Origin of the sequence: Ancylobacter mangrovi, assembly GCF_024752335.1 — a bacterium.
Taxonomy (GTDB): Bacteria; Pseudomonadota; Alphaproteobacteria; order Rhizobiales; family Xanthobacteraceae; genus Ancylobacter; species Ancylobacter mangrovi.
The window spans coordinates 121,806-145,522 of record NZ_JANTHY010000005.1; the positions used below are offsets into that span (position 1 = coordinate 121,806).

General features: G+C 69.7%; 26 protein-coding genes and 1 tRNA gene. 21 read left to right on the forward strand and 6 right to left on the reverse strand.

Annotated features, from left to right (window positions below):
* Positions 1 to 5: 5 nt before the first annotated feature.
* Both NVS83_RS13925 and hemB read right to left on the reverse strand, forming a co-directional pair.
* Positions 6 to 1,343, reverse strand: a complete 1,338-nt coding sequence (locus NVS83_RS13925; protein WP_258739870.1) for a branched-chain amino acid ABC transporter permease — start codon at positions 1,341 to 1,343, stop codon at positions 6 to 8.
* 36 nt (positions 1,344 to 1,379) lie between these two features.
* Positions 1,380 to 2,441, reverse strand: a complete 1,062-nt coding sequence (gene hemB, locus NVS83_RS13930) for a porphobilinogen synthase (protein ID WP_258739871.1) — start codon at positions 2,439 to 2,441, stop codon at positions 1,380 to 1,382.
* A 278-nt stretch (positions 2,442 to 2,719) separates the two neighbouring features.
* On the opposite strand from hemB, the gene NVS83_RS13935 reads away from it, so the two are divergent.
* The 3 genes from NVS83_RS13935 (at position 2,720) to ldtR (ending at position 4,907) form a co-directional block, all read left to right on the forward strand.
* Positions 2,720 to 3,781, forward strand: a complete 1,062-nt coding sequence (locus NVS83_RS13935; protein ID WP_258739872.1) for an enoyl-CoA hydratase/isomerase family protein — start codon at positions 2,720 to 2,722, stop codon at positions 3,779 to 3,781.
* A gap of 25 nt (positions 3,782 to 3,806) precedes the next feature.
* Entirely contained in the window at positions 3,807 to 4,238 is a 432-nt protein-coding gene (locus NVS83_RS13940; protein ID WP_258734160.1) for a DUF6163 family protein, read from the forward strand.
* 144 nt (positions 4,239 to 4,382) lie between these two features.
* Positions 4,383 to 4,907 carry a transcriptional regulator LdtR gene (gene ldtR / locus NVS83_RS13945; RefSeq protein ID WP_258739873.1) on the forward strand — a complete coding sequence of 175 codons (525 nt, stop codon included), beginning with the start codon at positions 4,383 to 4,385 and terminating at the stop codon, positions 4,905 to 4,907.
* Between the two features lie 21 nt (positions 4,908 to 4,928).
* Here ldtR and NVS83_RS13950 read toward each other — a convergent pair whose 3' ends face one another.
* Positions 4,929 to 5,957 (reverse strand): histone deacetylase family protein, encoded by a 1,029-nt coding sequence (locus NVS83_RS13950; RefSeq protein ID WP_258739874.1) that lies wholly within the window; start codon positions 5,955 to 5,957, stop codon positions 4,929 to 4,931.
* Positions 5,958 to 6,216: 259 nt separating this feature from the next.
* On the opposite strand from NVS83_RS13950, the gene glyA reads away from it, so the two are divergent.
* The 9 genes from glyA to NVS83_RS13995 all read left to right on the forward strand — a co-directional run bounded on the left by glyA (position 6,217) and on the right by NVS83_RS13995 (position 14,096).
* On the forward strand, positions 6,217 to 7,524 hold the full coding sequence (gene glyA / locus NVS83_RS13955; protein ID WP_258734157.1) for a serine hydroxymethyltransferase: 1,308 nt from the start codon (positions 6,217 to 6,219) through the stop codon (positions 7,522 to 7,524).
* Between the two features lie 35 nt (positions 7,525 to 7,559).
* Positions 7,560 to 8,090, forward strand: a complete 531-nt coding sequence (nrdR, locus tag NVS83_RS13960) for a transcriptional regulator NrdR (protein WP_258734156.1) — start codon at positions 7,560 to 7,562, stop codon at positions 8,088 to 8,090.
* Between the two features lie 26 nt (positions 8,091 to 8,116).
* Positions 8,117 to 9,229 (forward strand): bifunctional diaminohydroxyphosphoribosylaminopyrimidine deaminase/5-amino-6-(5-phosphoribosylamino)uracil reductase RibD, encoded by a 1,113-nt coding sequence (ribD, locus tag NVS83_RS13965; protein WP_258739875.1) that lies wholly within the window; start codon positions 8,117 to 8,119, stop codon positions 9,227 to 9,229.
* Position 9,230: 1 nt separating this feature from the next.
* The gene (locus tag NVS83_RS13970; protein WP_258739876.1) at positions 9,231 to 9,821 is read left to right on the forward strand and encodes a riboflavin synthase; all 591 of its coding nucleotides are present in this window, start codon (positions 9,231 to 9,233) and stop codon (positions 9,819 to 9,821) included.
* A gap of 45 nt (positions 9,822 to 9,866) precedes the next feature.
* Entirely contained in the window at positions 9,867 to 10,358 is a 492-nt protein-coding gene (gene ribH, locus NVS83_RS13975) for a 6,7-dimethyl-8-ribityllumazine synthase (RefSeq protein WP_258739877.1), read from the forward strand.
* A gap of 6 nt (positions 10,359 to 10,364) precedes the next feature.
* Positions 10,365 to 10,859, forward strand: a complete 495-nt coding sequence (gene nusB, locus NVS83_RS13980; protein WP_258739878.1) for a transcription antitermination factor NusB — start codon at positions 10,365 to 10,367, stop codon at positions 10,857 to 10,859.
* A 10-nt stretch (positions 10,860 to 10,869) separates the two neighbouring features.
* Entirely contained in the window at positions 10,870 to 11,880 is a 1,011-nt protein-coding gene (gene thiL / locus NVS83_RS13985) for a thiamine-phosphate kinase (RefSeq protein WP_258739879.1), read from the forward strand.
* A gap of 119 nt (positions 11,881 to 11,999) precedes the next feature.
* Positions 12,000 to 12,809 (forward strand): ABC transporter substrate-binding protein, encoded by an 810-nt coding sequence (locus tag NVS83_RS13990; RefSeq protein ID WP_258739881.1) that lies wholly within the window; start codon positions 12,000 to 12,002, stop codon positions 12,807 to 12,809.
* A gap of 48 nt (positions 12,810 to 12,857) precedes the next feature.
* Positions 12,858 to 14,096, forward strand: coding sequence for an NAD(P)/FAD-dependent oxidoreductase (locus NVS83_RS13995; protein ID WP_258739882.1), 1,239 nt, complete (start codon positions 12,858 to 12,860; stop codon positions 14,094 to 14,096).
* Between the two features lie 25 nt (positions 14,097 to 14,121).
* Here the strand turns inward: NVS83_RS13995 and NVS83_RS14000 are convergent, their stop codons facing one another.
* Positions 14,122 to 14,661, reverse strand: coding sequence for an outer membrane protein assembly factor BamE (locus tag NVS83_RS14000; protein WP_258739883.1), 540 nt, complete (start codon positions 14,659 to 14,661; stop codon positions 14,122 to 14,124).
* A 126-nt stretch (positions 14,662 to 14,787) separates the two neighbouring features.
* Between NVS83_RS14000 and NVS83_RS14005 the strand changes: the two genes are divergently transcribed.
* The 6 genes from NVS83_RS14005 (at position 14,788) to NVS83_RS14030 (ending at position 19,484) form a co-directional block, all read left to right on the forward strand.
* Positions 14,788 to 15,447, forward strand: a complete 660-nt coding sequence (locus tag NVS83_RS14005) for a ubiquinol-cytochrome C chaperone family protein (protein WP_258739884.1) — start codon at positions 14,788 to 14,790, stop codon at positions 15,445 to 15,447.
* On the forward strand, positions 15,444 to 15,983 hold the full coding sequence (locus NVS83_RS14010) for a YceD family protein (RefSeq protein WP_258734146.1): 540 nt from the start codon (positions 15,444 to 15,446) through the stop codon (positions 15,981 to 15,983). Before NVS83_RS14005 ends, NVS83_RS14010 begins: the two co-directional genes overlap by 4 nt.
* A gap of 132 nt (positions 15,984 to 16,115) precedes the next feature.
* Positions 16,116 to 17,195, forward strand: coding sequence for a phosphate acyltransferase PlsX (gene plsX, locus NVS83_RS14015; RefSeq protein WP_258739885.1), 1,080 nt, complete (start codon positions 16,116 to 16,118; stop codon positions 17,193 to 17,195).
* Positions 17,192 to 18,163 (forward strand): beta-ketoacyl-ACP synthase III, encoded by a 972-nt coding sequence (locus NVS83_RS14020; protein ID WP_309486203.1) that lies wholly within the window; start codon positions 17,192 to 17,194, stop codon positions 18,161 to 18,163. The genes plsX and NVS83_RS14020 overlap by 4 nt, the downstream gene beginning before the upstream one ends.
* A gap of 98 nt (positions 18,164 to 18,261) precedes the next feature.
* Positions 18,262 to 18,567 (forward strand): integration host factor subunit alpha, encoded by a 306-nt coding sequence (locus NVS83_RS14025; RefSeq protein WP_258734144.1) that lies wholly within the window; start codon positions 18,262 to 18,264, stop codon positions 18,565 to 18,567.
* Positions 18,568 to 18,602: 35 nt separating this feature from the next.
* A complete protein-coding gene (locus tag NVS83_RS14030; RefSeq protein WP_258739886.1) occupies positions 18,603 to 19,484 on the forward strand; it encodes a MerR family transcriptional regulator in 882 nt (293 codons plus the stop codon).
* Between the two features lie 111 nt (positions 19,485 to 19,595).
* On the opposite strand, the gene NVS83_RS14035 is transcribed toward NVS83_RS14030, so the two are convergent.
* The gene (locus NVS83_RS14035) at positions 19,596 to 19,964 is read right to left on the reverse strand and encodes a septal ring lytic transglycosylase RlpA family protein (protein WP_258734142.1); all 369 of its coding nucleotides are present in this window, start codon (positions 19,962 to 19,964) and stop codon (positions 19,596 to 19,598) included.
* A 414-nt stretch (positions 19,965 to 20,378) separates the two neighbouring features.
* Here NVS83_RS14035 and amaB point away from each other — a divergent pair, with 414 nt between their 5' ends.
* Positions 20,379 to 21,926: an L-piperidine-6-carboxylate dehydrogenase gene (amaB, locus tag NVS83_RS14040; protein ID WP_374115065.1), complete on the forward strand. Its 1,548-nt coding sequence runs from the start codon at positions 20,379 to 20,381 to the stop codon at positions 21,924 to 21,926.
* Here amaB and NVS83_RS14045 read toward each other — a convergent pair.
* On the reverse strand, positions 21,896 to 22,588 hold the full coding sequence (locus NVS83_RS14045; RefSeq protein WP_258739887.1) for a nitroreductase family protein: 693 nt from the start codon (positions 22,586 to 22,588) through the stop codon (positions 21,896 to 21,898). The genes amaB and NVS83_RS14045 overlap by 31 nt on opposite strands.
* Positions 22,589 to 22,733: 145 nt before the next feature.
* Here NVS83_RS14045 and NVS83_RS14050 point away from each other — a divergent pair, with 145 nt between their 5' ends.
* On the forward strand, positions 22,734 to 23,258 hold the full coding sequence (locus tag NVS83_RS14050) for a GNAT family acetyltransferase (RefSeq protein WP_258739888.1): 525 nt from the start codon (positions 22,734 to 22,736) through the stop codon (positions 23,256 to 23,258).
* 39 nt (positions 23,259 to 23,297) lie between these two features.
* Positions 23,298 to 23,375, forward strand: a tRNA-Pro gene (locus tag NVS83_RS14055).
* The last annotated feature ends 342 nt before the right edge of the window (positions 23,376 to 23,717 follow it).

The following is a 23,717-nucleotide window of genomic DNA, read 5'->3' on the forward strand; positions in this document are numbered from 1 at the left end:
GATGCTCAGAATTCTCGGGGCGAGGGCGCCGAACGATTGAGAAGCCCGCCTGGCCGCAGCACGAGGAATGCCACCAGGAGGGAATAGGTCACCACGTCGCGATAGGCGATATCGAAGGCCGAGGACCACACGATTTCGACGCCGGCGACGAGGGCGGCGCCGAGGAAGGCGCCCGGCACGGAGCCAATGCCGCCAATAATCGCCGAAATCAAGGCCTTGAGCGTCAGGGAAAGCCCGTCGCCCGCCTGCACGGTACCATAGGCGATCACCACCACCGCCCCCGCGAGCCCCGCCGAGGCGCCGGCGATGATGAAGGTGAGCGAGCGCAGCGCCGGGATCGGCACTCCGAGCAAGGCCGCCATCAGCGGGTCCTCGGCATGGGCGCGCCAGGCGCGGCCGAAGCTCGAAAACATCATCAGGGCGAGCAGCATGGAGGCGCCCGACATCGACAGGCCGGCGGCGAGAAGCTGGGCCGGGGTGACGGTGGCGACGAAATGGTCGGCCCCGGCGAGGTAGAGCGGCCGGTTGAGAAGCGCCGGCAGCCAGTTGACGCGGCTGCCGGAGGTGAGGCGCAGCAGCTCGGTGAGCACAATGGCGAGCGCCAGCGTGCCGATCAGCGTCGTCTGCGGCGCGCGCGAGCGGGTCGCCAGCGGCATCACGACGAGGCGCCCGGCGACCCAGCTCAGCAGCGCCGCCGCGCCGACGCCCGCGAACAGCGCGAAGGTGAGGGCCGGGGCGTTCAGCCGCCCGAGCAGCGAGACCACGCCCACCACGACCAGCGTGTTGACCCCGCCGGCCACCGCGATCTCGCCGAAGGCCAGGTTCACCCGCCCGGCAAGGCCGTAGATCAGCGCGAAGCCGGTGGCGATCAGCCCATAGACGCCGGCCAGCACCATGCCGTTCAGCGTCTGCTGCAGCCAGTAGGCGGCGCGCGGCCCGATATGGAACAGCGGCGCGATGCCCGGCTCGACGCGGATGTCGTCGAGCCACCAGCGCTTCAGGATCAGCAGCTTGACGCCGCTGAGCGTGCCGCGGTCGGTCTCGACGTCGACGAGGTTGAACCTGCCGACGCCGGTCTGGGCGGCGAAGCGGCAGATGATCCAGCGCGGCAGCGTGACGTCGCCCACGCGCAGCCGGTAGGCGAGCCGCAGCGCCGCGGGCACGCCCGGCACCGGCGACAGCGAGACCTCGGCGATGTCGGCGCCTTCCTCGTGCAGCGCTTCGGGGATGGCGCGGCAGATGCGCGCCTGGTCGGAATCGACCACCGAGCCGCAGGCGGCGAGCAGCGGGACGACGAGCAGGATGGAGAGAATGCTCAGGACGATGCGGACGATGCGGCCCACAATGCCTGTCACCCGTGCCCGCGGCGCCGTGATGGATCAGCCCTCACGGGCGAGCTTCTCGGCCACGCGCGGCGCGAAATAGGTGAGGATGCCGTCGGCGCCGGCGCGCTTGAAGGCCATAAGGCTCTCCATCATCGCCTTCTCGCCGTCGAGCCAGCCATTGGCGGCGGCCGCCTCGATCATCGCGTACTCGCCCGACACCTGATAGGCGAAGGTCGGCAGGCCGAAGCTCTCCTTCAGGCGCCAGAGGATGTCGAGATAGGGCATGCCGGGCTTCACCATCAGCATGTCCGCGCCTTCCTCGATGTCGAGCGCGGCCTCGCGCAGCGCCTCGGTCCCGTTGGCGGGGTCCATCTGGTACGTGCGCTTGTCGCCGGTCAGGCAGCCCGAGGAGCCGACCGCGTCGCGGAACGGGCCGTAGAAGGCCGAGGCGTATTTCGCGCTGTAGGCGAGGATCTGCGCGTCGAGGAAGCCGGCGGCGTCGAGCGCGCGGCGGATGGCGCCCACGCGCCCGTCCATCATGTCGGACGGGGCGATGACGTCGGCGCCCGCCTCCGCCTGCACCAGCGCCTGCTCCACGAGCACGGCGACGGTCTCGTCGTTGAGGATGCGCCCGTTGCCGTCCAGCAGCCCGTCATGGCCGTGGCTGGTATAGGGGTCGAGCGCGACGTCGGTGATGAGGCCGATATGCGGCACCGCGTCCTTGATGGCGCGCAGTGTGCGGCAGACGAGGTTGTCGCCATTCAGCGCCTCGGCGCCGTCGGCCGAGCGCAGCGCGGGGTCGGTGTAGGGGAACAGCGCGATCGCCGGGATGCCGAGGCTGGCCGCGCGCTCGGCCTCGCGCACCGACTGGTCGACGGTGAGGCGCTCGACGCCGGGCATGGAGCTGACGGGCACGCGCGCGTCGGTGCCGTCCATGACGAAGATCGGCCAGATCAGGTCGGCGGCGGTGAGCGTGTTCTCGCGCATCAGCTGGCGCGCCCACTCCGATTTCCGGTTGCGCCGCGGCCGCTGCACGAGGTCGAGCTTCGAGGATGCGTCGGGCCGGATCGACGGCTCGGGCTGGACGGGACGCGGACGGGCGAAGGGAATGGTCATGGCAAGCTCACAGGGCGGAAGGGCCGCTCACCGCATCGAACGATGCTGTTTCGAACATTTATAGCTTCATATGACAGGATGCGCGACCTGTCCGCCGTCCAATTGCGCATTCGCCGGTCAATCCGCCGCAGGCGCGGAAGGCGTCTTTCCGCGGTACCCTTGCGGCACCCGGGCACCTCGGTGCGGATGCCGACGGTTGCTCTCATCCTCTTAGACGGGTTCCCATCCCGGCCCCGAACGCCTATGCCGGGGAGGGGCATCCATCGAGCGGGGGCGGCGTGAGCAGCGAGATCGGCGTTCGCTTCGAGAAGCGGGGCAGGGCGGGCATCGTCACCCTCGACCGGCCGCGCGCCTTGAACGCGCTCGACCACCCCATGGTCGGGGCCATGCACGCCGCGCTGGAGGGCTGGATCGGCGATCCCGACATCGCCCATGTGGTGCTGCACTCGGCCAATGACCGCGCCTTCTGCGTCGGCGGCGATATCCGCGCCATGCATGACCTCGGCAAGGCGGGCGAGAAGGAGGCGGCGCGCGCCTACTGGCGGGACGAATACGCGCTTGACTACCTCATCTCCCGCTACCCCAAGCCCTTCGTCTCGCTGGTGGACGGGCTGTGCTTCGGCGGCGGCTTCGGCATGTCCGGCCATGGCCGCTACCGGGTCGCGGGCGAACGGCTCGGCTTCGCCATGCCGGAGGTCGCGATCGGCCTGTTCCCCGATGTCGGCGGCACCTTCGTGCTGCCGCGCCTGCCCGGCTGGACCGGCACCTGGCTCGCCATGACGGGTGCGCGCATCGGCATGCCGGACGCGGTGGCGATGGGCCTCTACACCCATCACATTCCGGCGAGCGCATGGCCCTCGCTGATCGAGGCGCTGGCGAAGGGCGAGGCGATGAAGGCGGCGCTGGCGCGCTTCGCCGTTCCGGCTCCCCGGCCGACCCTCACCGCCTTCTATCCGGCGATCGACCGCATCTTCGCCGGCGGATCGGTCGACGCCGTCATGACCGCGCTCGACCAGGCGGCGAACGGCGAGGACGACGTGGCCGCTTTCGTCCGCGCCCAGCGCGACACCATACGCCGCGCCTCGCCGACCAGCGTGCACATCGCCTTCCAGCAGATGCAGCGCGGGCTCGGGCTCGACCTCGCCGGCTGCCTCGGCCTCGAATTCCGCGTCGTCACCCGCCTGCTCGACCAGCACGACTTCTATGAGGGCGTGCGCGCGGTGCTGATCGACAAGGACCAGCGGCCGGTCTGGTCGCCGGCGCGGCTCGAGGATGTCGACCCCGCCGCCATCGCCGCGATGTTCGACCAGCCCCTCGTCGACGAATTGGTGCTGACCTGAGCGCGAATTCGGCTATGGAAGGGGCATGAGCTCGCCCTACGATCCCATCGACGCCACGCTTGGCCCCGCCGGCGCGGAGCTGCCGCCCTGGCAGCGCCGCGTGGTGATCTATCTGCGCCTGCTGGCCGGCTTCCTTCTGGTGAAGACGGTCTATAGCTGGACGCTGATCTGCGGCGTCTGGGACGGCGAGGCCAGCCGCTTCGAGATGCTCTCGATGGCCGCGCAGTCGGCGGTGATCTGGGCCGCGATCATGAACCCGGTCGCCGCCGTGGGGCTCTGGCTCGGCGCCTCCTGGGGCGTGGTGCTGTGGCTGGTGACGGCGATGGTGCAGATCCTCATCAACGCCTCGGCGCCCGAAGGGGTGGGGCGGCTGATGATCGTCGCCATCATCGAGACGCTGCTGGTGGCGATCTACGCCTTCCTCACCTTCAAGGCGGCGCGCGAGAGCGAGGAATAGGCGCCGGCCGGCGGGACCTGCCGGACGTGCAACCGGCGCATTAACGAACGATTCAGCTTTCCGCTTAAGGCCATCTTAGAGGCCGCCCCGGACACTCCGGCGATGCAGAGGGAGAAAATCCCCACGTCACGACCGGGTGTGAACATGAGCAGAGCAGCACAGCGGAGCCCCGCGCCGCCTTCCGAGCTTCGAACGGATACGAGGCTGGAGGAGATTTCCCCTCTCTACCGCGAGACGCTGACGCTGGTGGAACGCCTTCACCGTCGCCTGCTCGACGTGGTGAAGGACGAGTTCGACCGGCGCGGGCGCGAGGACGTCAACGCCGTGCAGGCGCTGCTGCTCTACAATATCGGTGACGCTGAGCTGACCGCCGGGGAGCTGCGCACGCGCGGCTACTATCTCGGCGCCAACGTCTCCTACAATCTGAAGAAGCTCGCCGAGGCGGGCTATCTCGACCACCGCCGCTCGCGGGTGGACCGGCGCGCCGTGCGCATCCGCCTGACCGACAAGGGCGAGGAGATCCGCTCCATCGTCGAGGGGCTGTACACCAAGCACACCACCACGATCGAACCGATCGGCGGCATCGGCCCGCAGGAATTCGAGACGCTGAACAAGGCGCTCAACCGGCTCGAGCGGTTCTGGGTCGACCAGGTGCTGTACCGGCTGTGACCGCCAGACGGGCAGGGCAGCTCAGCCCTGCTCGAAGCCTTCCAGCGTGTTGGCGACGTTGGTGCCGATCGCTTCCACCGCGTAGCCGCCTTCCATGACGAACAGCGTCGGCCTGGCGAGCTTCGCGATACGCGCGCCGATCTTCAGATAATCCGGGCTGTCGAGCTTGAACTGCGAGATCGGATCGTCCTTGTAGGTGTCGACCCCGAGAGAGACCAGCATCACGTCGGGCGCATGGGCCTCGATCCGCGCGCAGGCCGCGTCCAGCGCCGCGCCCCAGCCCTCATAGTCCGTGCCCCAGCGCAGCGGGAAATTGGCGTTGAAGCCCTCGCCAGGGCCTTCGCCGGGCTCGTCCGCGTAGCCGAGGAAATACGGAAATTCCTGCATCGGGTCGGCGTGGATGTTGCACACCAGCACGTCCGGGCGAGCGTAGAAGATCGACTGCGTGCCGTTGCCGTGGTGGTAGTCGACGTCGAGGATCGCCACCCGCGCCGCGCCGCGGTCGATGAAGGACTGCGCCGCCACCGCCGCGTTGTTGACGAAGCAGTAGCCGCCCATCGTCCCGGCATGGGCGTGATGGCCGGGCGGGCGGCACAGCGCGAAGGCGGCCTTCTCGCCGGAGGAAATGAGGTCGACGCCGGTCAGCGCGATGTCGGCGCCCGCCTGCACCGCGTCCCAGGTGCCCGCCACCATGCAGCAGCCGGCATCGAAGGAGAAATGGCCGAGCTTGCCGTCGATGCTCTCCGGCTCGATGGAGCGCATGCCGGGCGCCTTCCAGAAGCTCGGCAGGGCCGGAAAGTCGCGCCCGTCCGCCGTCCACAGCTCCCATGCGGTCGACAGGAAGCGGATGAAATCGGCATCATGGACTTTGAGCACCGGGTCGAGGCCGTGCGCCTGCGGGTCCACGAACGGGCCGAGCTGGCGCTCGCCCACGGCGCGCAGAATCATCGCCACCCGCTCCGGCTTCTCGAAGGCCGGCACGACCTGCCCGTTCATGAGCTCGACATGGCCGGAATGGCCAAGATGGCGCGGGGAATGGATGATCTTCATGCGCGGGAATCCGGGATTCGGGAGCGGGGCGAGGCACCATAGGCGAGCGCCGGGTGCGGTGTCATCCGCCGCCGAAGGGCAGGGCGCGCGGGCCCAGATGTCGCGCCGCTTCCCGCGAGCCGCCGCGCTCGTGCAAGGCGGCCCTGCGGCAGCGTGCTTTGAAAGCCCGAGGGTGCTGTGCTAAGCGACCCGCCTTGAATCCGCACGGCCGGCATGAGGCTGGCCGCGAGGCGTCGCCACCGCCCAGGGAGGCCGGTTAATGTCGTCCGAAGCCCACGCTTCTTCCAGCAACACCAATAGCCGTTTCTTCTCGGCCACTCTTGCCGAGACCGATCCGGAGCTCGCCGGCGCGATTTCCGCCGAGCTCGGCCGCCAGCGCGACGAGATCGAGCTGATCGCTTCGGAGAACATCGTCTCCCGCGCGGTGCTGGAAGCGCAGGGTTCGGTGCTCACCAACAAATACGCCGAGGGCTACCCCGGCCGGCGCTACTATGGCGGCTGCCAGTTCGTCGACGTCGCCGAGCAGCTCGCCATCGACCGCGCCAAGAAGCTGTTCGGCGCCGGCTTCGCCAATGTGCAGCCCCATTCGGGCGCGCAGGCGAACACGGCTGTGTTCTTCGCGCTGATGCAGCCCGGCGACACCTTCCTCGGGCTGAACCTCGCCGCCGGCGGGCATCTGACCCATGGCGCCCCGGTCAGCCTGTCGGGCAAGTGGTTCAAGCCGGTGCCCTACAGCGTGCGCCGCGACGACCAGCGCATGGACTACGAGGAGATCGCCAAGCTCGCCGACGAGCACAAGCCGAAGGTGATCATCGCCGGCGGCTCGGCCTATCCGCGCCATATCGACTTCGCGAAGATGCGCGCCATCGCCGACTCGGTGGGTGCCTATCTCATGGTCGACATGGCCCATTTCGCCGGCCTGGTGGCGGGCGGGGCGCACCCGAACCCGGTGCCGCACGCCCATGTGACCACCACCACCACGCACAAGACCCTGCGCGGCCCGCGCGGCGGCATGATCCTCACCGATGACGAGGACCTCGCCAAGAAGTTCAACTCGGCGATCTTCCCCGGCACCCAGGGTGGCCCGCTGATGCACGTCATCGCCGCCAAGGCGGTCGCGTTCGGCGAGGCGCTCCAGCCGGAGTTCAAGGTCTACGCGAAGAACGTGGTGGAAAACGCGAAGGCGCTTGCGGAAAACCTCAAGGGCCACGGCTTCGAGATCGTCTCCGGCGGCACCGACACGCATCTGATGCTGGTCGATCTGCGGCCGAAGAAGCTGACCGGCAAGGTGTCGGAGATCGCCCTCGGGCGCGCCCACATCACCTGCAACAAGAACGGCATCCCCTTCGATCCGGAGAAGCCGATGGTCACCTCGGGCGTGCGCCTCGGCACGCCGGCGGGCACCACGCGCGGCTTCGGCGTGGCCGAGTTCCAGCAGATCGGCGACATGATCGCCGAGGTGCTGGACGTGCTGTCGCAGAAGGGGACGGACGAGGATAGCCTTGTCGAGGCGGCTGTGCGTGAGAAGGTAAAGGGGCTGCTCGCCCGATTCCCGATCTACAGCTAGGCCGGATCGCCGGCCGATCCTGAAGAGGAAATGCCATGCGCTGCCCCTATTGCGGGAGCCTCGACACGCAGGTGAAGGACTCCCGTCCCACCGAGGACAGCGCCGCCATACGCCGCCGCCGCATCTGCCCCGATTGCGGCGGCCGCTTCACCACCTTCGAGCGGGTGCAGCTTCGCGAGCTGACCGTGCTTAAGCGCTCCGGGCGCCGCGTGCCGTTCGACCGCGACAAGCTGGCGCGCTCGATCGAGGTGGCGCTGCGCAAGCGCCCGGTGGAGCCCGAGCGGATCGAGCGCCTGGTCTCCGGCCTCGTGCGGCGGCTGGAGAGCATGGGCGAGAGCGAGATTTCCTCGGAGATGATCGGCGAGCGGGTGATGGAGAGCCTGAAGCAGCTCGACGACGTCGCCTATGTCCGCTTCGCCTCGGTCTACCGCAATTTCCGCGAGGCCAAGGATTTCGAGACCCTGCTCGGCGAGCTCGACGCCCGCGTGGGCGAGGGCGGCCTCGCCGAGCCCGAGGTCGCCAAGCCTCTGCGCCGCCCGGCCGGGCTGGCGGGGCTCGACGATTGAACCCGCCGCGCGCGGGGAACGACCTGATGGATCAGAAATCCCGTGATGAGGCCCTGATGGGCGTGGCGCTCAGCATCGGGCGCCGCGAGCTCGGCCATACGTGGCCGAACCCGGCGGTCGGCGCCGTGGTCGTGCGTGAGACGCCGGCGGGCCCGGTCATCCTCGGGCGCGGCTGGACGGCGAAGGGCGGGCGCCCCCATGCCGAGCCGCAGGCGCTGGCAGTGGCGGGCGAGGGCGCGCGCGGGGCGACGCTCTATGTGACGCTCGAGCCCTGCTCGCATCACGGGCGCACGCCTCCCTGCGTCGATGCCGTCCGCGCCTCGGGCGTCGCCCGCGTGGTGGCGGCGATCGGCGATCCGGACGTGCGCGTTTCCGGCCGTGGCTTCTCGATCCTGCGCGAGGCCGGCATCCGGGTGGATGTCGGCGCCGGCGCGGCGGAGGCGGCGCTGGTCCATGCCGGCCATATCCGCCGGGTGAGCGAGGGCCGGCCGCATGTGATGCTGAAGATGGCGGTTTCCGCCGACGGCAAGGCGGGGCTCGAGGGGCGCCGCCCGGCCGCCATCACGGGGCCGCTCAGCCGCGCCCGCGTGCACATGATGCGCGCCACCCACGACGCCGTGCTGACCGGCATCGGCACGGTGCTCGCCGACGATCCCCAGCTCACCTGCCGCCTGCCGGGCATGCTCGACCGCTCGCCGGTGCGGGTGGTGCTGGACAGTGCGCTGCGCCTGCCGACGGAGAGCGCGCTGCTCGCCAGCCTCGACACCGCGCCGGTGTGGGTGGTGGCGGGCGAGGACGCGCCGGCCGCGGCCGAGGAGCGGCTCGGCGAGCGCGGCGTCGAGGTGATGCGGGTGCGCCGCCATCCCTCCGGCGGGCTCGACCTCAACGAGGTGATGCGCCTGCTGGCGCTGCGCGGCCTGACGCGGGTGATGGTCGAGGCCGGCCCGCGCATGGCCGCCGCCGTGCTGCGCGCGGACCTCGTTGACGAATGCGCGCTGTTCGAGGCGCCGGTGCAATTGGGCACTGGCGCGATCGACGCGCTGGAGGGGCTGCCGCTCGGCGCCCTGAATGACTATCTCACCACCGCCGGGACGGAGCGGTACGGGCCGGACCGTCTGACCATCATGAGGCGCCGCTGACATGTTTACCGGGATCGTCACCGACATCGGCACCGTCCGCACCGTGGCTCCGCGCAACGACGTGCGCCGGCTGACCATCCAGTCCGCCTACGATCCCGCCACCATCGAGCTCGGCGCGTCGATCGCCTGCTCGGGCGTGTGCCTGACCGTGGTCGCGACCGGCGCCGACAGCTTCGACGTCGAGGCCGCGCCGGAGACGCTTGCCGTCACCACGGCGGGCAACTGGCGCGAGGGGCGCCGGCTGAACCTCGAACGGGCGATGAAGATCGGCGACGAGCTCGGCGGGCATATCGTGCAGGGCCATGTCGACGGCGTCGCCACGGTGGCGGACCGCGAGGATCTCGGCGAGACCACGCGCTTCACCTTCGAGGCGCCGGCCGAGCTCGCCCGCTTCATCGCGCCGAAGGGCTCGGTGGCGCTCGAGGGCACCTCGCTGACCGTCAACGAGGTCGACGGCGCGCGCTTCACCTGCCTGCTCATCCCGCACACGCTGGCGCACACCGCCTGGGCCAACGTACAGCCCGGCGACCGTGTCAACATCGAGGTCGACATGATGGCCCGCTACGCGGCGCGGCTTGCGGAGTTCCGCTGAGGCCTGTACGTCGTCGGCCCTGACAATTTCACGAGGTTCCATCCCATGGCGAGCCCCCGCCCGCCGCGCGCTTCCGAAGCCCCTGCCGTGCCGCTCGACGGCGCGCGTGTGCTGATCGTCGAGGCGCGCTTCTATGACGACATCGCCGACGAGCTGCTCGCCGGGGCGCGCAAGGCGCTGGAGGCCGAGGGCATCGAGCCCGATCTGGTGACGGTGCCCGGCGCGCTGGAGATCCCGGCCGCCATCGCCATCGCCGTCGATTCCGCCGCGCAGGCGGGACGGCCCTATGACGCAGCCGTGGCGCTGGGCTGCGTGGTGCGCGGCGAGACCTATCATTTCGAGATCGTGGCCGGGGAATCCTCGCGCGCGATCATGGACATGTCGGTCGCGCGCAAGCTGCCGATCGGCAACGGCATCCTCACCGTCGAGAACGACGAGCAGGCCTGGGTCCGCGCCCGCGTCGCCGAGGGCGACAAGGGGGGCGGAGCGGTCGCCGCCGCGCTGGCGCTGGTGCGCCTGCGGCGCCGGGTGGGGTAGGCCGCCATGAGCACTGCCAAACCGACCACAGCCAAACCCGCCGGGCACAAGCCGGTGCGCAAGAGCGCGGCCCGCCTCAACGCGGTGCAGGCGCTCTACCAGATGGACGTCGCCGCGACGCCGCTGCCGGAAATCCTCGCCCAGTTCGAGAGCCACTGGATCGGGCGCGAGATCGAGGGCGACGAGATCGCCGCGGCCGACGTGAACCTGTTCCGCGACATCGTCAGCGGCGTGGTGAACGGGCAGCGCACCATCGACCCGGTGCTCGACGCGGCGCTGGTGCGCGGCTGGCCGCTCAAGCGCATCGAGGCCGTGCTGCGCGCCGTGCTGCGCGCGGGCGCCTACGAGCTCGCCTCCCGCCCGGACGTGCCGGCGCGGGTGGTGGTCGCCGAATATGTGAACGTCGCCGCCGCCTTCCTCGACCGCGAGGAAACCGGCATGGTGAACGCCGTACTGGACGGGCTGGCGCGCGAACACCGGCCCGGCGAATTCACCGGCTGAGGGCAGGGCGATGACGGGCGGCGCGGGCGAGGGAAGGATCTCCGGAGAGGACCTGCTGATCGCCCGGCTGTTCGAGCCGATCGCCCGCCATCCCGGCGCACTGGGCCTGAAGGACGACGCTGCGGTGCTCGCCCCGCCGCCTGGCCACGATCTGGTGCTGACCAAGGACGCGCTGGTCGCCGGCGTCCATTTCTTTCCCGACGACCCGCCGGCATCGGTCGCCCGCAAGGCGCTGCGGGTGAACCTGTCCGACCTCGCCGCCAAGGGCGCCGAACCGCTCGGCATCCTGCTGGCGATCGCCATTCCCGCCGACATGCCGGCCGAGGCGCTGGAGGCCTTCGCGCAGGCGCTCGGCGCCGATGCGTACGCCCATGGCGCGCCGCTGCTCGGCGGCGACACGGTGCGCACGCCCGGCCCGCTGACGATCTCGATCACCGCGCTCGGCGCCGTGCCCGCCGGCACCATTGTGAAGCGCGCCAGCGCCCCACCCGGGCAGGCCATCGTCGTTACCGGCACCATCGGCGACGGCGCGCTCGGCCTCTGCCTGCGGCGCGAGCCCGGCCGGCCGGGCTTCGCCGCGCTCGATTCCGCTGGGCGCGAGTTCCTGGCCGACCGCTATCTGCACCCACGCCCTCGGCTGGCGCTGGCCGGGGCGCTGCGCCGTTTCGCCAGCGCCGCCATGGACGTCTCGGACGGCCTCGCCGGCGATCTCGCCAAGATGCTGGCGGCCTCGGGCGTCGGCGGAGAGATCGAGGCCGAGCGGGTGCCGCTGAGCCCGGCCGCGCGCGCGGCCATCGCCGCCGAGCCGGCGTTGCTCGTCGCCGCACTGACCGGCGGCGACGACTACGAGATCCTCGCCGTCATGCCGGACCACAATCTCGACGCGTTCGCGGCCACCGCCACGGCCGCCGGCATCGGCACCACCGTAATCGGGCGTACCTTCGCGGGCGAGGGGCTGCTGGTGCGCGACCGCGAAGGTGCCCCGATGGACCTCGGCGCGGGTAGCTTCAGCCATTTCTGACGACGCGGCCGGCCCCGACCAAAGGCTAGCGGAACGCCCGATTGCCTCCGATGAAGCGCGCGCCTAGCCTCGACGGGCCGGTGCGCGACGGGCCTCGGCCGTTCAACAGGAATCATCCCATGAAGATCGTGCCCAAGAAAATCGCGTCCAAGAAGATCGCCTCCACGACGTTCGTGACGGTTCTGGCTGCGGCGGCCGCCCTCGCGGTCGGCGCGGGCGTGGCGCATGCCGAGATCAAGAAGGTGCGGATCGGCACGGAGGGCGCCTATCCGCCCTTCAACTCGGTCGACACCACCGGCCAGCTCGTCGGCTTCGACATCGATATCGCCAAGGCGCTGTGCGAGAAGATGAAGGTCGAGTGCACCTTCGTGGCGCAGGACTGGGACGGCATCATTCCCGCGCTTCTGGCGAAGAAATACGACGCCATCGTCGCCTCCATGTCGATCACCGACGAGCGCAAGGAGAAGGTGGACTTCACCATCCCCTACTATCTGACGCCCGGCAATTTCATCGCCCCGAAGGACACCCCGATCACCGACATCTCGCCCGAGGCGATGAAGGGCAAGGTGATCGGCGCCCAGTCCTCGACCACCGGCGCGGTCTATCTCGAGGACAAGTACAAGGGCTCGGAGATCAAGCTCTACCCGACGCAGGACGAGGCGAATGCCGACCTCGCCGCCGGCCGGCTGGACGCGGTGCTCGCCGACAAATTCGTGCTCTATGAGTGGCTCGAGAAGACCGACGACGGCAAGTGCTGCAAGTTCGTCGGCCCCGACCTCGCCGACGTCAATCCGGACGGCACCGGCATCGCCGTGCGCAAGGACGACACCGAGCTGCGCGAGATGTTCAACAAGGCGATCAAGGAAATCGAGGCGGACGGCACCTACCAGAAGATCAACGCCAAGTATTTCCCGTTCCCCATCAACTGAGCTCCAACCGGCGCCCCCCGCGCTATCCACTTCCCGGACCCGAACGCGATGAAGACCGACACGATAGTGCTCGGTGCCGGCATTGTCGGCACCTCGATCGCCCTGCACCTCGCCCGGCGCGGGCGCTCGGTGGTGCTGGTGGATCGGCGCGGGCCGGGGGAGGAGACGTCCTTCGGCAATGCCGGCCTGATCGAGCGCGCCTCGATCTATCCGGTCGCCTTCCCGCGCAGCCTCACGGCGCTGGTCGACGTGGCGCTGGGGCGCAATCCGGCCGCGAACTATCACTGGAGCGCGCTGCCGGGGCTGGTGCCGTGGATGTACGCCTATTGGCGCGCCTCGGCACCCGCCCGCATCCTCGACTATGCCCGCACCATGGAGAAGCTGCTGGCGCGCAGCATCGAGGAGCATGACCGGCTCGCCGGGCCGAGCGGGGCGACCGGCCTGTTCCGCGAGGGCGGCTGGCTGAAGCTCTACCGCAGCGAGGCGGGGCTGGCGAACGAGCGCAACGAGTTCCCGCTCGCGCAGAGATACGGCCTCACCGCCCGCGAGATCAGCGTCGACGAGGCGCTGGCGATGGAGCCCTCTCTGCGGCCGGTCTTCTCCGGCGCGGTGATCTGGTCGGACCCGCACTCCTCCTCGAACCCCGGTGGGGTGACGAAGGCCTATGCGGACCATTTCGCCAGCATGGGCGGCAGGATCGTGATCGGCGATGCCCGCACGCTCGCGCGCGTCGGCGCCGGGTGGAAGGTGACGACCGCCGAAGGCGAGGTCGAGGCGGCGGAGGCGGTGGTCGCGCTCGGCCCGTGGGCGATGGACGTGCTCGGCCCGCTGGGGTTGCGCCTGCCCTTCGCGGTCAAGCGCGGCTACCACATGCATTATCGCGCTGAAGGCAATGCCGCGCTGTCGCGGCCGGTGCTCGACGAGGAGGGCGGCTACGTCATCACGCCCATGGTCGGCGGCATCCGCCTGACCACCGGCGTGGAATTCGCCCGGCGCGACGCGCCGAAGACGCCGGTCCAGCTCGCCAGGACGGAGACGATCGCGCGCGGGCTGTTCCCGCTCGGCGAGCGCGCCGATCCCGAGCCCTGGATGGGCAGCCGGCCCGCCTTTCCCGACATGCTGCCGGTGATCGGCCCGGCGCCGGGGCAGAAGGGGCTGTGGCTCGCCATCGGCCACCAGCATCTCGGCTTCACGCTCGGCCCGGTGACCGGACGCCTGCTCGCCGAGATGATGACCGGCGAGGCACCCTGCACCGATCCCGAGCCCTTCGCCGCGACGCGCTTCTGAGGGCGCGCCGCCGCTTCGGTCCGGCTCAGAACGGGCTGAACTGGGTGGCGTTGAAGAACTGGCCGAGCACGGACAGCTCGTTGCCGCCGGTCGGCGTGGTGCGGCTGACGAAGTCGAAGATCTTGCCGTCCTTCAGCCCGTAGTCGGCGACGCGGGTCACGCGCTTGTCCTTCGGGTCGAAATAGATGGCGATCACGCGCTGCTCGATGACCTCGGGGCGCATGAACATGACCTTCTTGGTCTTCTGCGAGATGTAATAGAAGACCTCGCCATCGACCGTCGCCACCGTGGAGGGCGTGCCGAGCACCAGCAGCACCTGCTCCTGGCTGGAGCCGATCGGGATCTGGTCGAGCGCGCCGGGGGTGGGCACATAGCCGCGCTGCTGCTCGGTGACGAAGTTGGTCGGCGTGCGCGGCAGGCCCAGATTGGCGTTCGCTATCGGCATGTCGCCGGAACAGGCGGACATGCCCAGCGCCGCCAGGGCGCAGGCGCCGAGCAGGCCGGATCTACGCAAACGGGTCCCGCGAGACCGGGCCGTCGCGTGCGCCGCGCAGGTCGATGCCATCAACTCCACTCCAACTTCCCTTTTCGCAACATTCGCCGTGCAGAAAGCACAAGCGCGGGGCGTACGGCAACCTCTGCCCGCCGCCCCGGACGGCAAACCCGCACCGGCGAGGCGAATCGGCGCTCCATGGCCGCTGCACGGCGGGGTTGCCAGCAACCGAGCCGCGCGCTACCCCGCCGGAAGGCGATCGTCGCGCGGGAGCGGCGAGAAGGAGACCGACCCATGATTCTGCGCTTCTTCCGCCGGGATGACGGGCGGGAGACCATCCAGCGGCTCTATGGCGCGATCGTGGCGCATTCGCGCGATCCGTCATTCTACACCGCCTATGGCGTGCCGGACACGATCGAGGGACGGTTCGAGATGATCCTGGTGCACGCCTTCCTGCTGTTCCATCGCCTCAAGAGCGAGGGCGAGGAGCAGCGCGCGCTCGGCCAGCGCGTGTTTGACGCGTTCTGCGTCGACATGGACGCGAATCTGCGCGAAATGGGCGTCAGCGACGTGGCCGTGCCCAAGCGCATGAAGAAGGTCGCCGAGTCGTTCTACGGCCGGGTCGGCGCCTATGACGGCGCGCTCGACCGCGACGATGCGCAGGCCCTCACCGAAGGGGTGCTGCGCAATGTTTTCAGCTCCGATTCCGCCCGCGGGGCTGAGGCACGCGCCATGGCGGCCTATATAAGGGAGGCGGCGCGCTCACTCGCGGCGCTGCCATTCGCGACGCTGGCCGCGGGCGAATTCCCGCTGCCCGCGCCTGCCGGCTTCATATCCGAGGAGCGTTCCGCACCATGACGAGCGAACAGCCCTTTTCCCATCCCGTCACCGTCGCCAGCCTGCCGGACGACGGGCTTACGCTCAACCTGTCTCCCGACGCCGGGACCCGGGCGGCGCTGGCGAAGGACTTCGGCATTCCCGGCATTCCCGCGCTCCGCGCGCGGGTGACGCTGACGCCGCGCGCCAAGGGCCAGGTCGAGGTGGGAGGCCATGTCGACGCGGTGGTCACGCAGACGTGCGTCGTCACGCTGGAGAACTTCGACAGCCCGGTGTCCGAGGACATCGAGCTGCGCTTCGCGCCGGAGGACCAGATTCCCGAGATCCAGCCCGGCACCGAGATCGACGTCCGCGAGGCCGACCTTCCCGACCCGCTGGTCGACGGCATCATCGACGCCGGCGCGGTGGTCGCGGAGTTCCTCGCGCTCGGGCTCGATCCCTATCCGCGCAAGCCCGGCGCGATCTTCGAGCCGCCCGCCGAGCCCTCTGCCGCCGAGCTCTCGCCCTTCGCCGCGCTGGCGCGCCTGCGCAAGAACGGTAAGGAAGGGCAGGATTAGACGTCGAATCGAACGCCCCATTACGGCCCGAATGCAGGACGCACTTGTCATGCGCGCCCATCTGGGGCATGCCCTGACCGCTGCGGCGGCCGATGAAGGCCGCCGCCACGATCCGCGAGACCACGCCAGCAGATGTCATCGACCGTCCGCATAGCGCTCGACGTCATGGGCGGCGACCATGGTCCCGACGTGGTCCTGCCGGGCGCGGAGATCGCGCTGCTGCGCCATCCCGACATCCGCTACCTGCTGTTCGGCGACGAGGCCCGCATCGCGGCGCTGCTCGCCAGGCACCCGCGCCTCGCGGCTGCGAGCACGGTGTTCCATACCGACGTGACCGTGCAGATGGACGACAAGCCGAGCCAGGCCCTGCGCAAGGGCCGCCGGGTGTCTTCCATGTGGCGGGCCATCGACGCGGTGCGCACGGGCGAGGCCGATTGCGCCGTCTCCGCCGGCAATACCGGCGCGCTGATGGCCATGGCCAAGGTGAACCTCAAGACCATGTCGGGCATCGCACGCCCGGCCATCGCCTGCCTGTGGCCGACCATGCGCGGGGAAAGCGTTGTGCTCGACGTCGGCGCCTCCATCGGCGCGACCACCCAGCACCTCGTCGACATGGCGGTGATGGGCGCAGCCATGGCGAACATCGTGCTCGACATCGAGCGCCCGACCGTCGGCCTGCTCAATATCGGCGTCGAGGAGGTCAAGGGCGTCGAGGAGGTGAAGGAGGCCGGTGCCGCGCTGCGCGAGATGGCGCTGCCCGTGCTCGACTATCGCGGCTTCGTCGAGGGCGACGACATCGGGCGCGGCACGGTCGACGTGGTCGTGACGGAGGGCTTCTCCGGCAACATCGCGCTCAAGGCCGCCGAAGGCACCGCCAAGCAGGTGGCCGATTTCCTGCGCGAGGCGATCGGCCGCAGCTTCATGGCCAAGATCGGCTACGTGCTGGCCCGCGGCGCCTTCCGCGCGCTGCGCGAGAAGCTCGACCCGCGCAAGTCGAACGGCGGCGTGTTCCTCGGGCTGAACGGCGTGGTGATCAAGAGCCATGGCGGCACCGATGCCGAAGGTTTCGCCTCGGCGGTCGATATCGGCTACGACATGATCCATTACGATTTGCTGTCCCGCATTGCGGCGGGGATCAAGGGACGTCCGCGACTGAGCGCGAGCAACGGAGTGGATGTCGCAGTTTCGGACGAATTACAGGTTTCATCGTGAATGCTATCCGTTCCGTGGTGCGCGGCGTCGGCGCGTATCTGCCAGCCCGTGCCCTGACGAATGCCGACCTCGCTCAGATGGTCGACACCTCTGATGAATGGATCGTCCAGAGGACCGGCATTCGCGAGCGTCACATCGCCGCCGACCACGAGCTGACCTCGGATCTCGCGCTCGCCGCCGCGCGCGACGCGTTGAACGCGGCGGGCATGGAGCCGGGCGAGATCGACCTGATCGTGCTCGCCACCTCGACGCCGGACAACACCTTCCCCGCGACCGCGGTGAGCGTGCAGGCGGGGCTGGGAATCACCCACGGCGCGGCGTTCGACCTGCAGGCGGTGTGCTCGGGTTTCGTGTTCGCGCTGGCGACGGCCGACAATTTCCTCAAGTCCGGCGCCTACAAGCGTGCGCTCGTCATCGGTGCCGAGACCTTCTCGCGCATCCTCGACTGGTCGGACCGCACCACCTGCGTGCTGTTCGGCGACGGCGCCGGCGCCATGGTGCTGGAAGCGGTCACCGATGAGGGCGAGGGGCGCGGCGTGCTCACCAGCCATTTGCGCTCCGACGGCCGGCACAAGAACAAGCTCTATGTCGATGGCGGCGTCTCCTCGACCAAGACGATCGGATATCTGCGCATGGAGGGCCGCGAGGTCTTCCGCTACGCCGTCGGCATGATCACCGACGTGATCCAGGACGCCTTCCAGGCGACCGGCGAGAATGCGCAGACGCTCGACTGGTTCGTGCCGCACCAGGCCAACCGCCGGATCATCGACGCCAGCGCCCACAAGCTCGGCATCGCGCCGGAAAAAGTGGTGGTCACGGTCAACAAGCACGGCAATACCTCGGCGGCCTCGATTCCGCTCGCCCTCGCCGCCGCCTGCAAGGATGGGCGAATCAAGCGGGGCGACCTTGTGATGATCGAGGCGATGGGTGGTGGATTCACCTGGGGATCGGCGCTAATCCGCTGGTGATGCGCATCTTCCTTGCGATGCAGCGTTGACCGGGCGAGGCCGGCGTGCCTACGTTCAACGTTCGGAAGAGCCACGGCTGAAAGAGGCGGAGACGAGCAATGGCGGGTCGTACCATCACGCGCGCGGATCTGTGCGAGGCCGTGTACCAGCGGGTCGGCCTGTCGCGGACCGAATCGGCGTCGCTCGTCGAGACCGTGCTGTCGGAGATCGCCGACTGCGTCGCGCGTGGCGAGACCGTGAAGCTTTCCTCCTTCGGCTCGTTCGTCGTCCGCCAGAAGGGCGAGCGGGTCGGCCGCAATCCGAAGACCGGCGAGGAGGTGCCGATCGCGCCGCGCCGGGTGATGGTGTTCAAGCCGTCCAATATCCTCAAGCAGCAGATCAACGGCGCCTCCACCGAGACGTGAGCGCGGGACAGGGGAATCCGAAGGAGCAGCCGGCCGTGGAGAAAGGCCCCGACGCCTTCCGCACGATCAGCGAGGTGGCCGAGGATCTCGACCTGCCGCAGCATGTGCTGCGCTTCTGGGAGACGCGCTTTCCGCAGATCCGCCCGCTGAAGCGCGGCGGCGGTCGGCGCTACTACCGCCCCGACGACGTCGAACTGCTGCGCGGCATCCGGCACCTGCTCTACGCCGAGGGCTACACCATCCGCGGCGTGCAGCGCATCCTCAAGGAAGAGGGCCCGCGCTACGTGCAGGCGATCTGGCGCGACGTCGAGACCGAAGTGCTGGAGGGTGCCGCGCTCGAGGCCGCCGAGGCGCGCCGGCGCGAGCGCCCCGAGCCGGGCGTGGGGCCCATCGACGCCGGCCATCCCGGACGCGACCAGGACGACGACGAGACGCACGGTGGCGGGCTGGGCGGCTTCCTCAACCTGCTGCCCTCGCGCCACCGCGAGAGCCCGGACGAGCCGGCGGCCCGCCGCCCGGCGCGGCGCCGCGACCCCGAGGACGACGACCAGGACTATCTCGAACTTCCGCTGCTGCCCGATCTCGCGCCGCAGAACCGTCCCGCGCGCGAACCGTCCGAGCGCGCGCGCGACGAGCGGGCCGCCGGCGAGGCGCTGCCGAACTTCCCGTTCCGCGCCGTGGCGCCGGAAGCCGAGCCCGGACCGGCGTTCGACGAGGATTTCGAGGACGCGCCCGTTCCGCCGGGCGACGAGGATCTGGAAGCCGACGCCGTGCCCACGCACGCGCTCAGGGCGCCACCGCTGGCGGTGCCGCCCCTCGACCTGTCATCGGACGAGATACAGAACCTGAAGGCGGCCCTGCACGAGCTTCAGGAATGCCGGCGTCTGCTCGACGCCGCCCGCGCCCGCAAGGGCTGACGATCCGCCCGGAAAATCAGGACGCGAGACCCGCACGCCGGGGCGCACCCGCACGGGCGCCGGATCGCGATGCCGCGCCGCGGCCCGCGTCGGGTCGGGAAGCCGGCGGCGTCAGTCGACGACCGCGATCTGCACCTTGGCGACACCGCGCTTGCGGAAGCCGAGGCTTTCCGCCGCCGCCGTCGACACGTCGATGATGCGCCCGCGCACGAAGGGGCCGCGATCATTGATGCGCAGGACGACGGAACGTCCGTTCGAGACATTGGTAACGCGCACCTTGGTGCCGAAAGGCAGGCTGCGGTGCGCTGCCGTCATGGCCGCCGGGCTGTGGCGCTCGCCATTGGCGGTGCGTCCACGATAGCCATAGTAGGAGGCCATGCCGGTATTCGCGAATTTAGGTTTCTGATCAGCAAGCGCCGCATTGCCGCCGGTGACGAAGAAGATCCCCGCCGCGAATGCCGCGCCGGCGATCCGTCCCATTCCCCAAGCCGTCAATAGCCTTGTCCTTTTCCAATTGCATCCCGCGGAACGGAATGAAAAGGAAATGTGTCGACGGCATCACGATTTTGTGGCTGGAAAGGGAAATCAAACGTGCCGCGCACGATGGATTTCATGTCCCTCAACGTCAGTACAGGCTGACCTATTCTGTTGTGCGAAGCAAGATGAGTGGGGACTGTTTTTCTTCGATTGCAGGGATTTACGCACAGGCTGCAGCGCAGGACGTGCGGTAAAAAATGACCTCTCGGGAAAGGCGCGGGCGTTGCTGGCGCGCACGCGCGAGGCGTTGAGGCGCCGCCGCCGTCTCGGCCGAAAGCCCCGATGGATTCGCCCGCGCCGCCAATGTTATTGACCATGCTCACGATGCCGCGCGATGCGGCCGAGGAGTTTCTGCACATGACGAGGAAAAGCGGGGCCGACGCAGCGCGGCCGGTCGCGGATGAGATCGCCGACCTGATGCGCGCCATGGGCGTGCCCGACGCGAGCTGGCGCAACGGCACGCGGGCGACGCGCTCGCCGATCACCGGCGAGACGATCGCGCATGTGGCGGAAGCGTCCCGCGACGACGTCGCCGGTGCCGTCAGCCGCTCGGTCGCCGCCTTCGAGGCCTGGCGCACCGTACCGGCGCCGCGCCGGGGGGAACTGGTGCGCTTGCTCGGCGAGGAGTTGCGCGCGCACAAGGCCGGTCTCGGCCGGCTGGTGACGCTCGAAGCGGGCAAGATCGTTTCCGAGGGTCTTGGCGAAGTGCAGGAGATGATCGACATCTGCGACTTCGCGGTCGGCCTCTCGCGCCAGCTCTATGGCCTGACCATCGCCTCCGAGCGCTCCGGCCACCGGATGATGGAGAGCTGGCACCCGGTGGGGCCGGTGGCGATCATCACCGCCTTCAACTTTCCGGTCGCGGTCTGGTCGTGGAACGCGGCGCTGGCGCTGGTGTGCGGCAACAGCGTGCTGTGGAAGCCCTCCGAGAAGACCCCGCTCACCGCACTCGCGGTGCAGGCGCTGTTCGAGCGTGCCGTGCACGCCTTCGGCGGCGCGCCGGAGGGGCTGTCGCAGCTTCTCATCGGCGGCGCCGAGGTCGGGGCGACCCTGGTCGACGACACGCGCGTGCCGGTGGTCTCGGCGACAGGCTCGACCCGCATGGGGCGCGTGGTGGGCGAGCGGGTGGCGCGCCGCTTCGGCCGCTCCATCCTCGAACTCGGCGGCAACAACGCGGCGATCGTCTGCCCGTCGGCCGATCTCGACCTCGCGCTGCGCGGCATCGCCTTCGCGGCGATGGGTACGGCCGGCCAGCGCTGCACCTCGCTGCGCCGCCTGATCGTGCAGGAGGGGGTGAGCGAGGGCTTCGTGCCGCGCCTCGCCAAGGCCTATGCCTCGGTGAGCATCGGCGATCCGCGCGTGGAGGCGACGCTGATCGGCCCGCTGATCGACGCCGCGGCCTATGAGGGCATGCGGAAGGCGCTCGACGTGGCGCGCGCGGCGGGGGCGACCATCCATGGCGGCGAGCGCGTGCTCGCCGATGTGTGGCCCGACGCCTATTATGTCCGCCCGGCGCTGGTGGAGATCGACGAACAGGTCGAGATCGTCACGCACGAGACCTTCGCCCCGATCCTCTACGTGCTGAGGAGCGCCGGCCTGCCCGAATCGATCAAGCTGCAGAACGGCGTGCCGCAGGGCCTGTCGTCGTCGATCTTCACCAACGACCTGCGCGAGGCCGAGGCGTTCCTGTCGGCGGAAGGCTCGGATTGCGGCATCGCGAACGTCAATATCGGCCCGTCCGGCGCCGAGATCGGCGGTGCGTTCGGCGGCGAGAAGGAGACCGGCGGCGGGCGCGAATCCGGTTCGGACGCGTGGAAGGCCTATATGCGGCGCTCCACCAACACGATCAATTACTCGCGCCAGCTCCCGCTCGCTCAGGGCGTCTCGTTCGACGTCGAGGGCTGATCGGGCGACCACGCGCTGACCACCTCCTCAAGGGCGGGCCGCGCGCGGTCGGCGCTCTCGACCGAGGGGCGGCCGAGATGGATGAAGCCGGCGACCTTCTCGCCCGGCTTCACGCCCAGCAGCGCCGTCGCCTGCGGATCGCGGCCCGGCCATTTCAGCAGCCACTGGGTGGCGAACCCCATGGCCGAGGCGGCGACCGTCAGCGCCATGCCCGCCGCGCCGGCCGAGAGCACCTGATTCCACTCCGGCACCTTCGCCGCCGGATCGGGCCGGCTGACCAGCACCACCGTCAGCGGTGCGCGCAGCATGTAGAGCGTCCACATGTCGGACTTTCCCGCCGGCAGTTCGGGATTCTGCCGCGCATAGAGCGCGTCGAGCCGCTCGCCGAGCGCGCGGCGGGTTTCCCCTGCGACCACGATGAAGCGCCAGGGCACCAGCCGGCCATGATCGGGCACGCGCGCGGCGAGATGCAGCATGCGCTCGAGCTCGGCCGGCGTCGGTCCCGGTTCCACCAGACCGCGCAGCGGCGAGGAGCGCCGCGATTCGAGACGCGCCAGCATCGGCTCGAGCGGCGCGATCCAGAGCGGCTCGGCCGCGGGCGCCGCGGGCGCCGAGGCCGGCGGGGCAGGGTGGGCGTGATGGTGGCGCGATGGCTGGTTCATGGGACCTCTCGCTGGCGAGTATAGCGCGCCGGCAGCGGGCCAGGAGTTCGAACCGCGGGGAACGCGCCGGTCCAGAGGCCCGCGGACTTGTCGCGCCGGCCGGCCGATCTAGTTACCTGCGCACGCAGTGGGAGCAGCAGGTTTCGTGGTCGATTTCATGGGCTTCTTCATCCGGGCCGTCTTCGCCGTCGCCGCCTGCGCCATCATGGCCGTGGCCGCGGTGCTGCTCGTCTATGCCCCCTACAGCGCGGTCAAGGACAGCCTGATGGGCGACCAGCCGGTCGAGCACACGCTGTTCTCGGCGGTCGGCTACCTCATCGTGGCAATGGCGTTGTTCGACGTCGCCAAATACTTCTTCGAGGAGGAGGTGCCGGCCCGCCGCGAGAAGCGCACCGCCGCCGACGCCCGGCGCGGGCTGACGAAATTCATCTCCACCATCATCATCGCCGTGTTCCTTGAGGCGCTGGTGCTGGTGTTCGAGACCTCGCAGGACAACGTCTCCCACATCATCTATCCGGCCACGCTGATGGGGGCGGGGTGCGTGACGCTGGTCTCGCTCGGCCTGTTCCAGCGGCTCAGCGCATCGGTCGAGAAAACCGTGGGGCCGGAGCCCGATCCCGACGCCGATCCACCGCCGAAGATCACGCCCGCGCCCGGCCCGCTTGCGTAGCGGGCGGCAAATGGCTAGACAGTCGTCGCCCAAGGGTGTCGGAGCGTAGCGCAGCCTGGTTAGCGCACCAGTCTGGGGGACTGGGGGTCGGAGGTTCAAATCCTCTCGCTCCGACCATTCATCCTTTCGGGATCATCCGATCTCAGGTTTGATCGCGACCGCCGGACCGGCGCGCGCCGGAACTCGCGGATCGCGCCCGACACTCCCGCAGAGAAGCCCGACCCTTCCCGACTGCTGCGACAGGAATCGTCGCGGAGCTGATCACGGCATCGAGGGTGTGGGTGATTCCCCATCTGCCTTCCGCCGCCGTCTTTCCACCGCCGATCATGGTGGCGCGAGGCGGCCCGGCTCTTACGGCTCACGCCGCCCGCCATGCCGGATGTTCCCCTAAGTCATGCTAGAATGGTTCCAGCAGGCACCGATCCGGCGTCGGAACGTTGCGGAGAACGGTGTCGCGAG

What these genes read in the sequence shown, in the direction of transcription:
- NVS83_RS13995 (WP_258739882.1), top strand. Translation starts at nt 12,858, where the DNA reads ATGAAGACCGACACGATAGTGCTCGGTGCCGGCATTGTCGGCACCTCG.
- NVS83_RS13950 (WP_258739874.1), bottom strand. Translation starts at nt 5,957, where the DNA reads ATGAAGATCATCCATTCCCCGCGCCATCTTGGCCATTCCGGCCATGTC.
- nrdR (WP_258734156.1), top strand. Translation starts at nt 7,560, where the DNA reads ATGCGCTGCCCCTATTGCGGGAGCCTCGACACGCAGGTGAAGGACTCC.
- NVS83_RS14005 (WP_258739884.1), top strand. Translation starts at nt 14,788, where the DNA reads ATGGCCGCTGCACGGCGGGGTTGCCAGCAACCGAGCCGCGCGCTACCC.
- hemB (WP_258739871.1), bottom strand. Translation starts at nt 2,441, where the DNA reads ATGACCATTCCCTTCGCCCGTCCGCGTCCCGTCCAGCCCGAGCCGTCG.
- thiL (WP_258739879.1), top strand. Translation starts at nt 10,870, where the DNA reads ATGACGGGCGGCGCGGGCGAGGGAAGGATCTCCGGAGAGGACCTGCTG.
- NVS83_RS13940 (WP_258734160.1), top strand. Translation starts at nt 3,807, where the DNA reads ATGAGCTCGCCCTACGATCCCATCGACGCCACGCTTGGCCCCGCCGGC.
- NVS83_RS14045 (WP_258739887.1), bottom strand. Translation starts at nt 22,588, where the DNA reads ATGAACCAGCCATCGCGCCACCATCACGCCCACCCTGCCCCGCCGGCC.
- NVS83_RS13970 (WP_258739876.1), top strand. Translation starts at nt 9,231, where the DNA reads ATGTTTACCGGGATCGTCACCGACATCGGCACCGTCCGCACCGTGGCT.
- NVS83_RS14000 (WP_258739883.1), bottom strand. Translation starts at nt 14,661, where the DNA reads ATGGCATCGACCTGCGCGGCGCACGCGACGGCCCGGTCTCGCGGGACC.
- ldtR (WP_258739873.1), top strand. Translation starts at nt 4,383, where the DNA reads ATGAGCAGAGCAGCACAGCGGAGCCCCGCGCCGCCTTCCGAGCTTCGA.
- NVS83_RS14035 (WP_258734142.1), bottom strand. Translation starts at nt 19,964, where the DNA reads ATGGGACGGATCGCCGGCGCGGCATTCGCGGCGGGGATCTTCTTCGTC.
- NVS83_RS13990 (WP_258739881.1), top strand. Translation starts at nt 12,000, where the DNA reads ATGAAGATCGTGCCCAAGAAAATCGCGTCCAAGAAGATCGCCTCCACG.
- nusB (WP_258739878.1), top strand. Translation starts at nt 10,365, where the DNA reads ATGAGCACTGCCAAACCGACCACAGCCAAACCCGCCGGGCACAAGCCG.
- glyA (WP_258734157.1), top strand. Translation starts at nt 6,217, where the DNA reads ATGTCGTCCGAAGCCCACGCTTCTTCCAGCAACACCAATAGCCGTTTC.
- plsX (WP_258739885.1), top strand. Translation starts at nt 16,116, where the DNA reads ATGTCATCGACCGTCCGCATAGCGCTCGACGTCATGGGCGGCGACCAT.
- NVS83_RS14025 (WP_258734144.1), top strand. Translation starts at nt 18,262, where the DNA reads ATGGCGGGTCGTACCATCACGCGCGCGGATCTGTGCGAGGCCGTGTAC.
- ribH (WP_258739877.1), top strand. Translation starts at nt 9,867, where the DNA reads ATGGCGAGCCCCCGCCCGCCGCGCGCTTCCGAAGCCCCTGCCGTGCCG.
- NVS83_RS14010 (WP_258734146.1), top strand. Translation starts at nt 15,444, where the DNA reads ATGACGAGCGAACAGCCCTTTTCCCATCCCGTCACCGTCGCCAGCCTG.
- amaB (WP_374115065.1), top strand. Translation starts at nt 20,379, where the DNA reads ATGACGAGGAAAAGCGGGGCCGACGCAGCGCGGCCGGTCGCGGATGAG.
- ribD (WP_258739875.1), top strand. Translation starts at nt 8,117, where the DNA reads ATGGATCAGAAATCCCGTGATGAGGCCCTGATGGGCGTGGCGCTCAGC.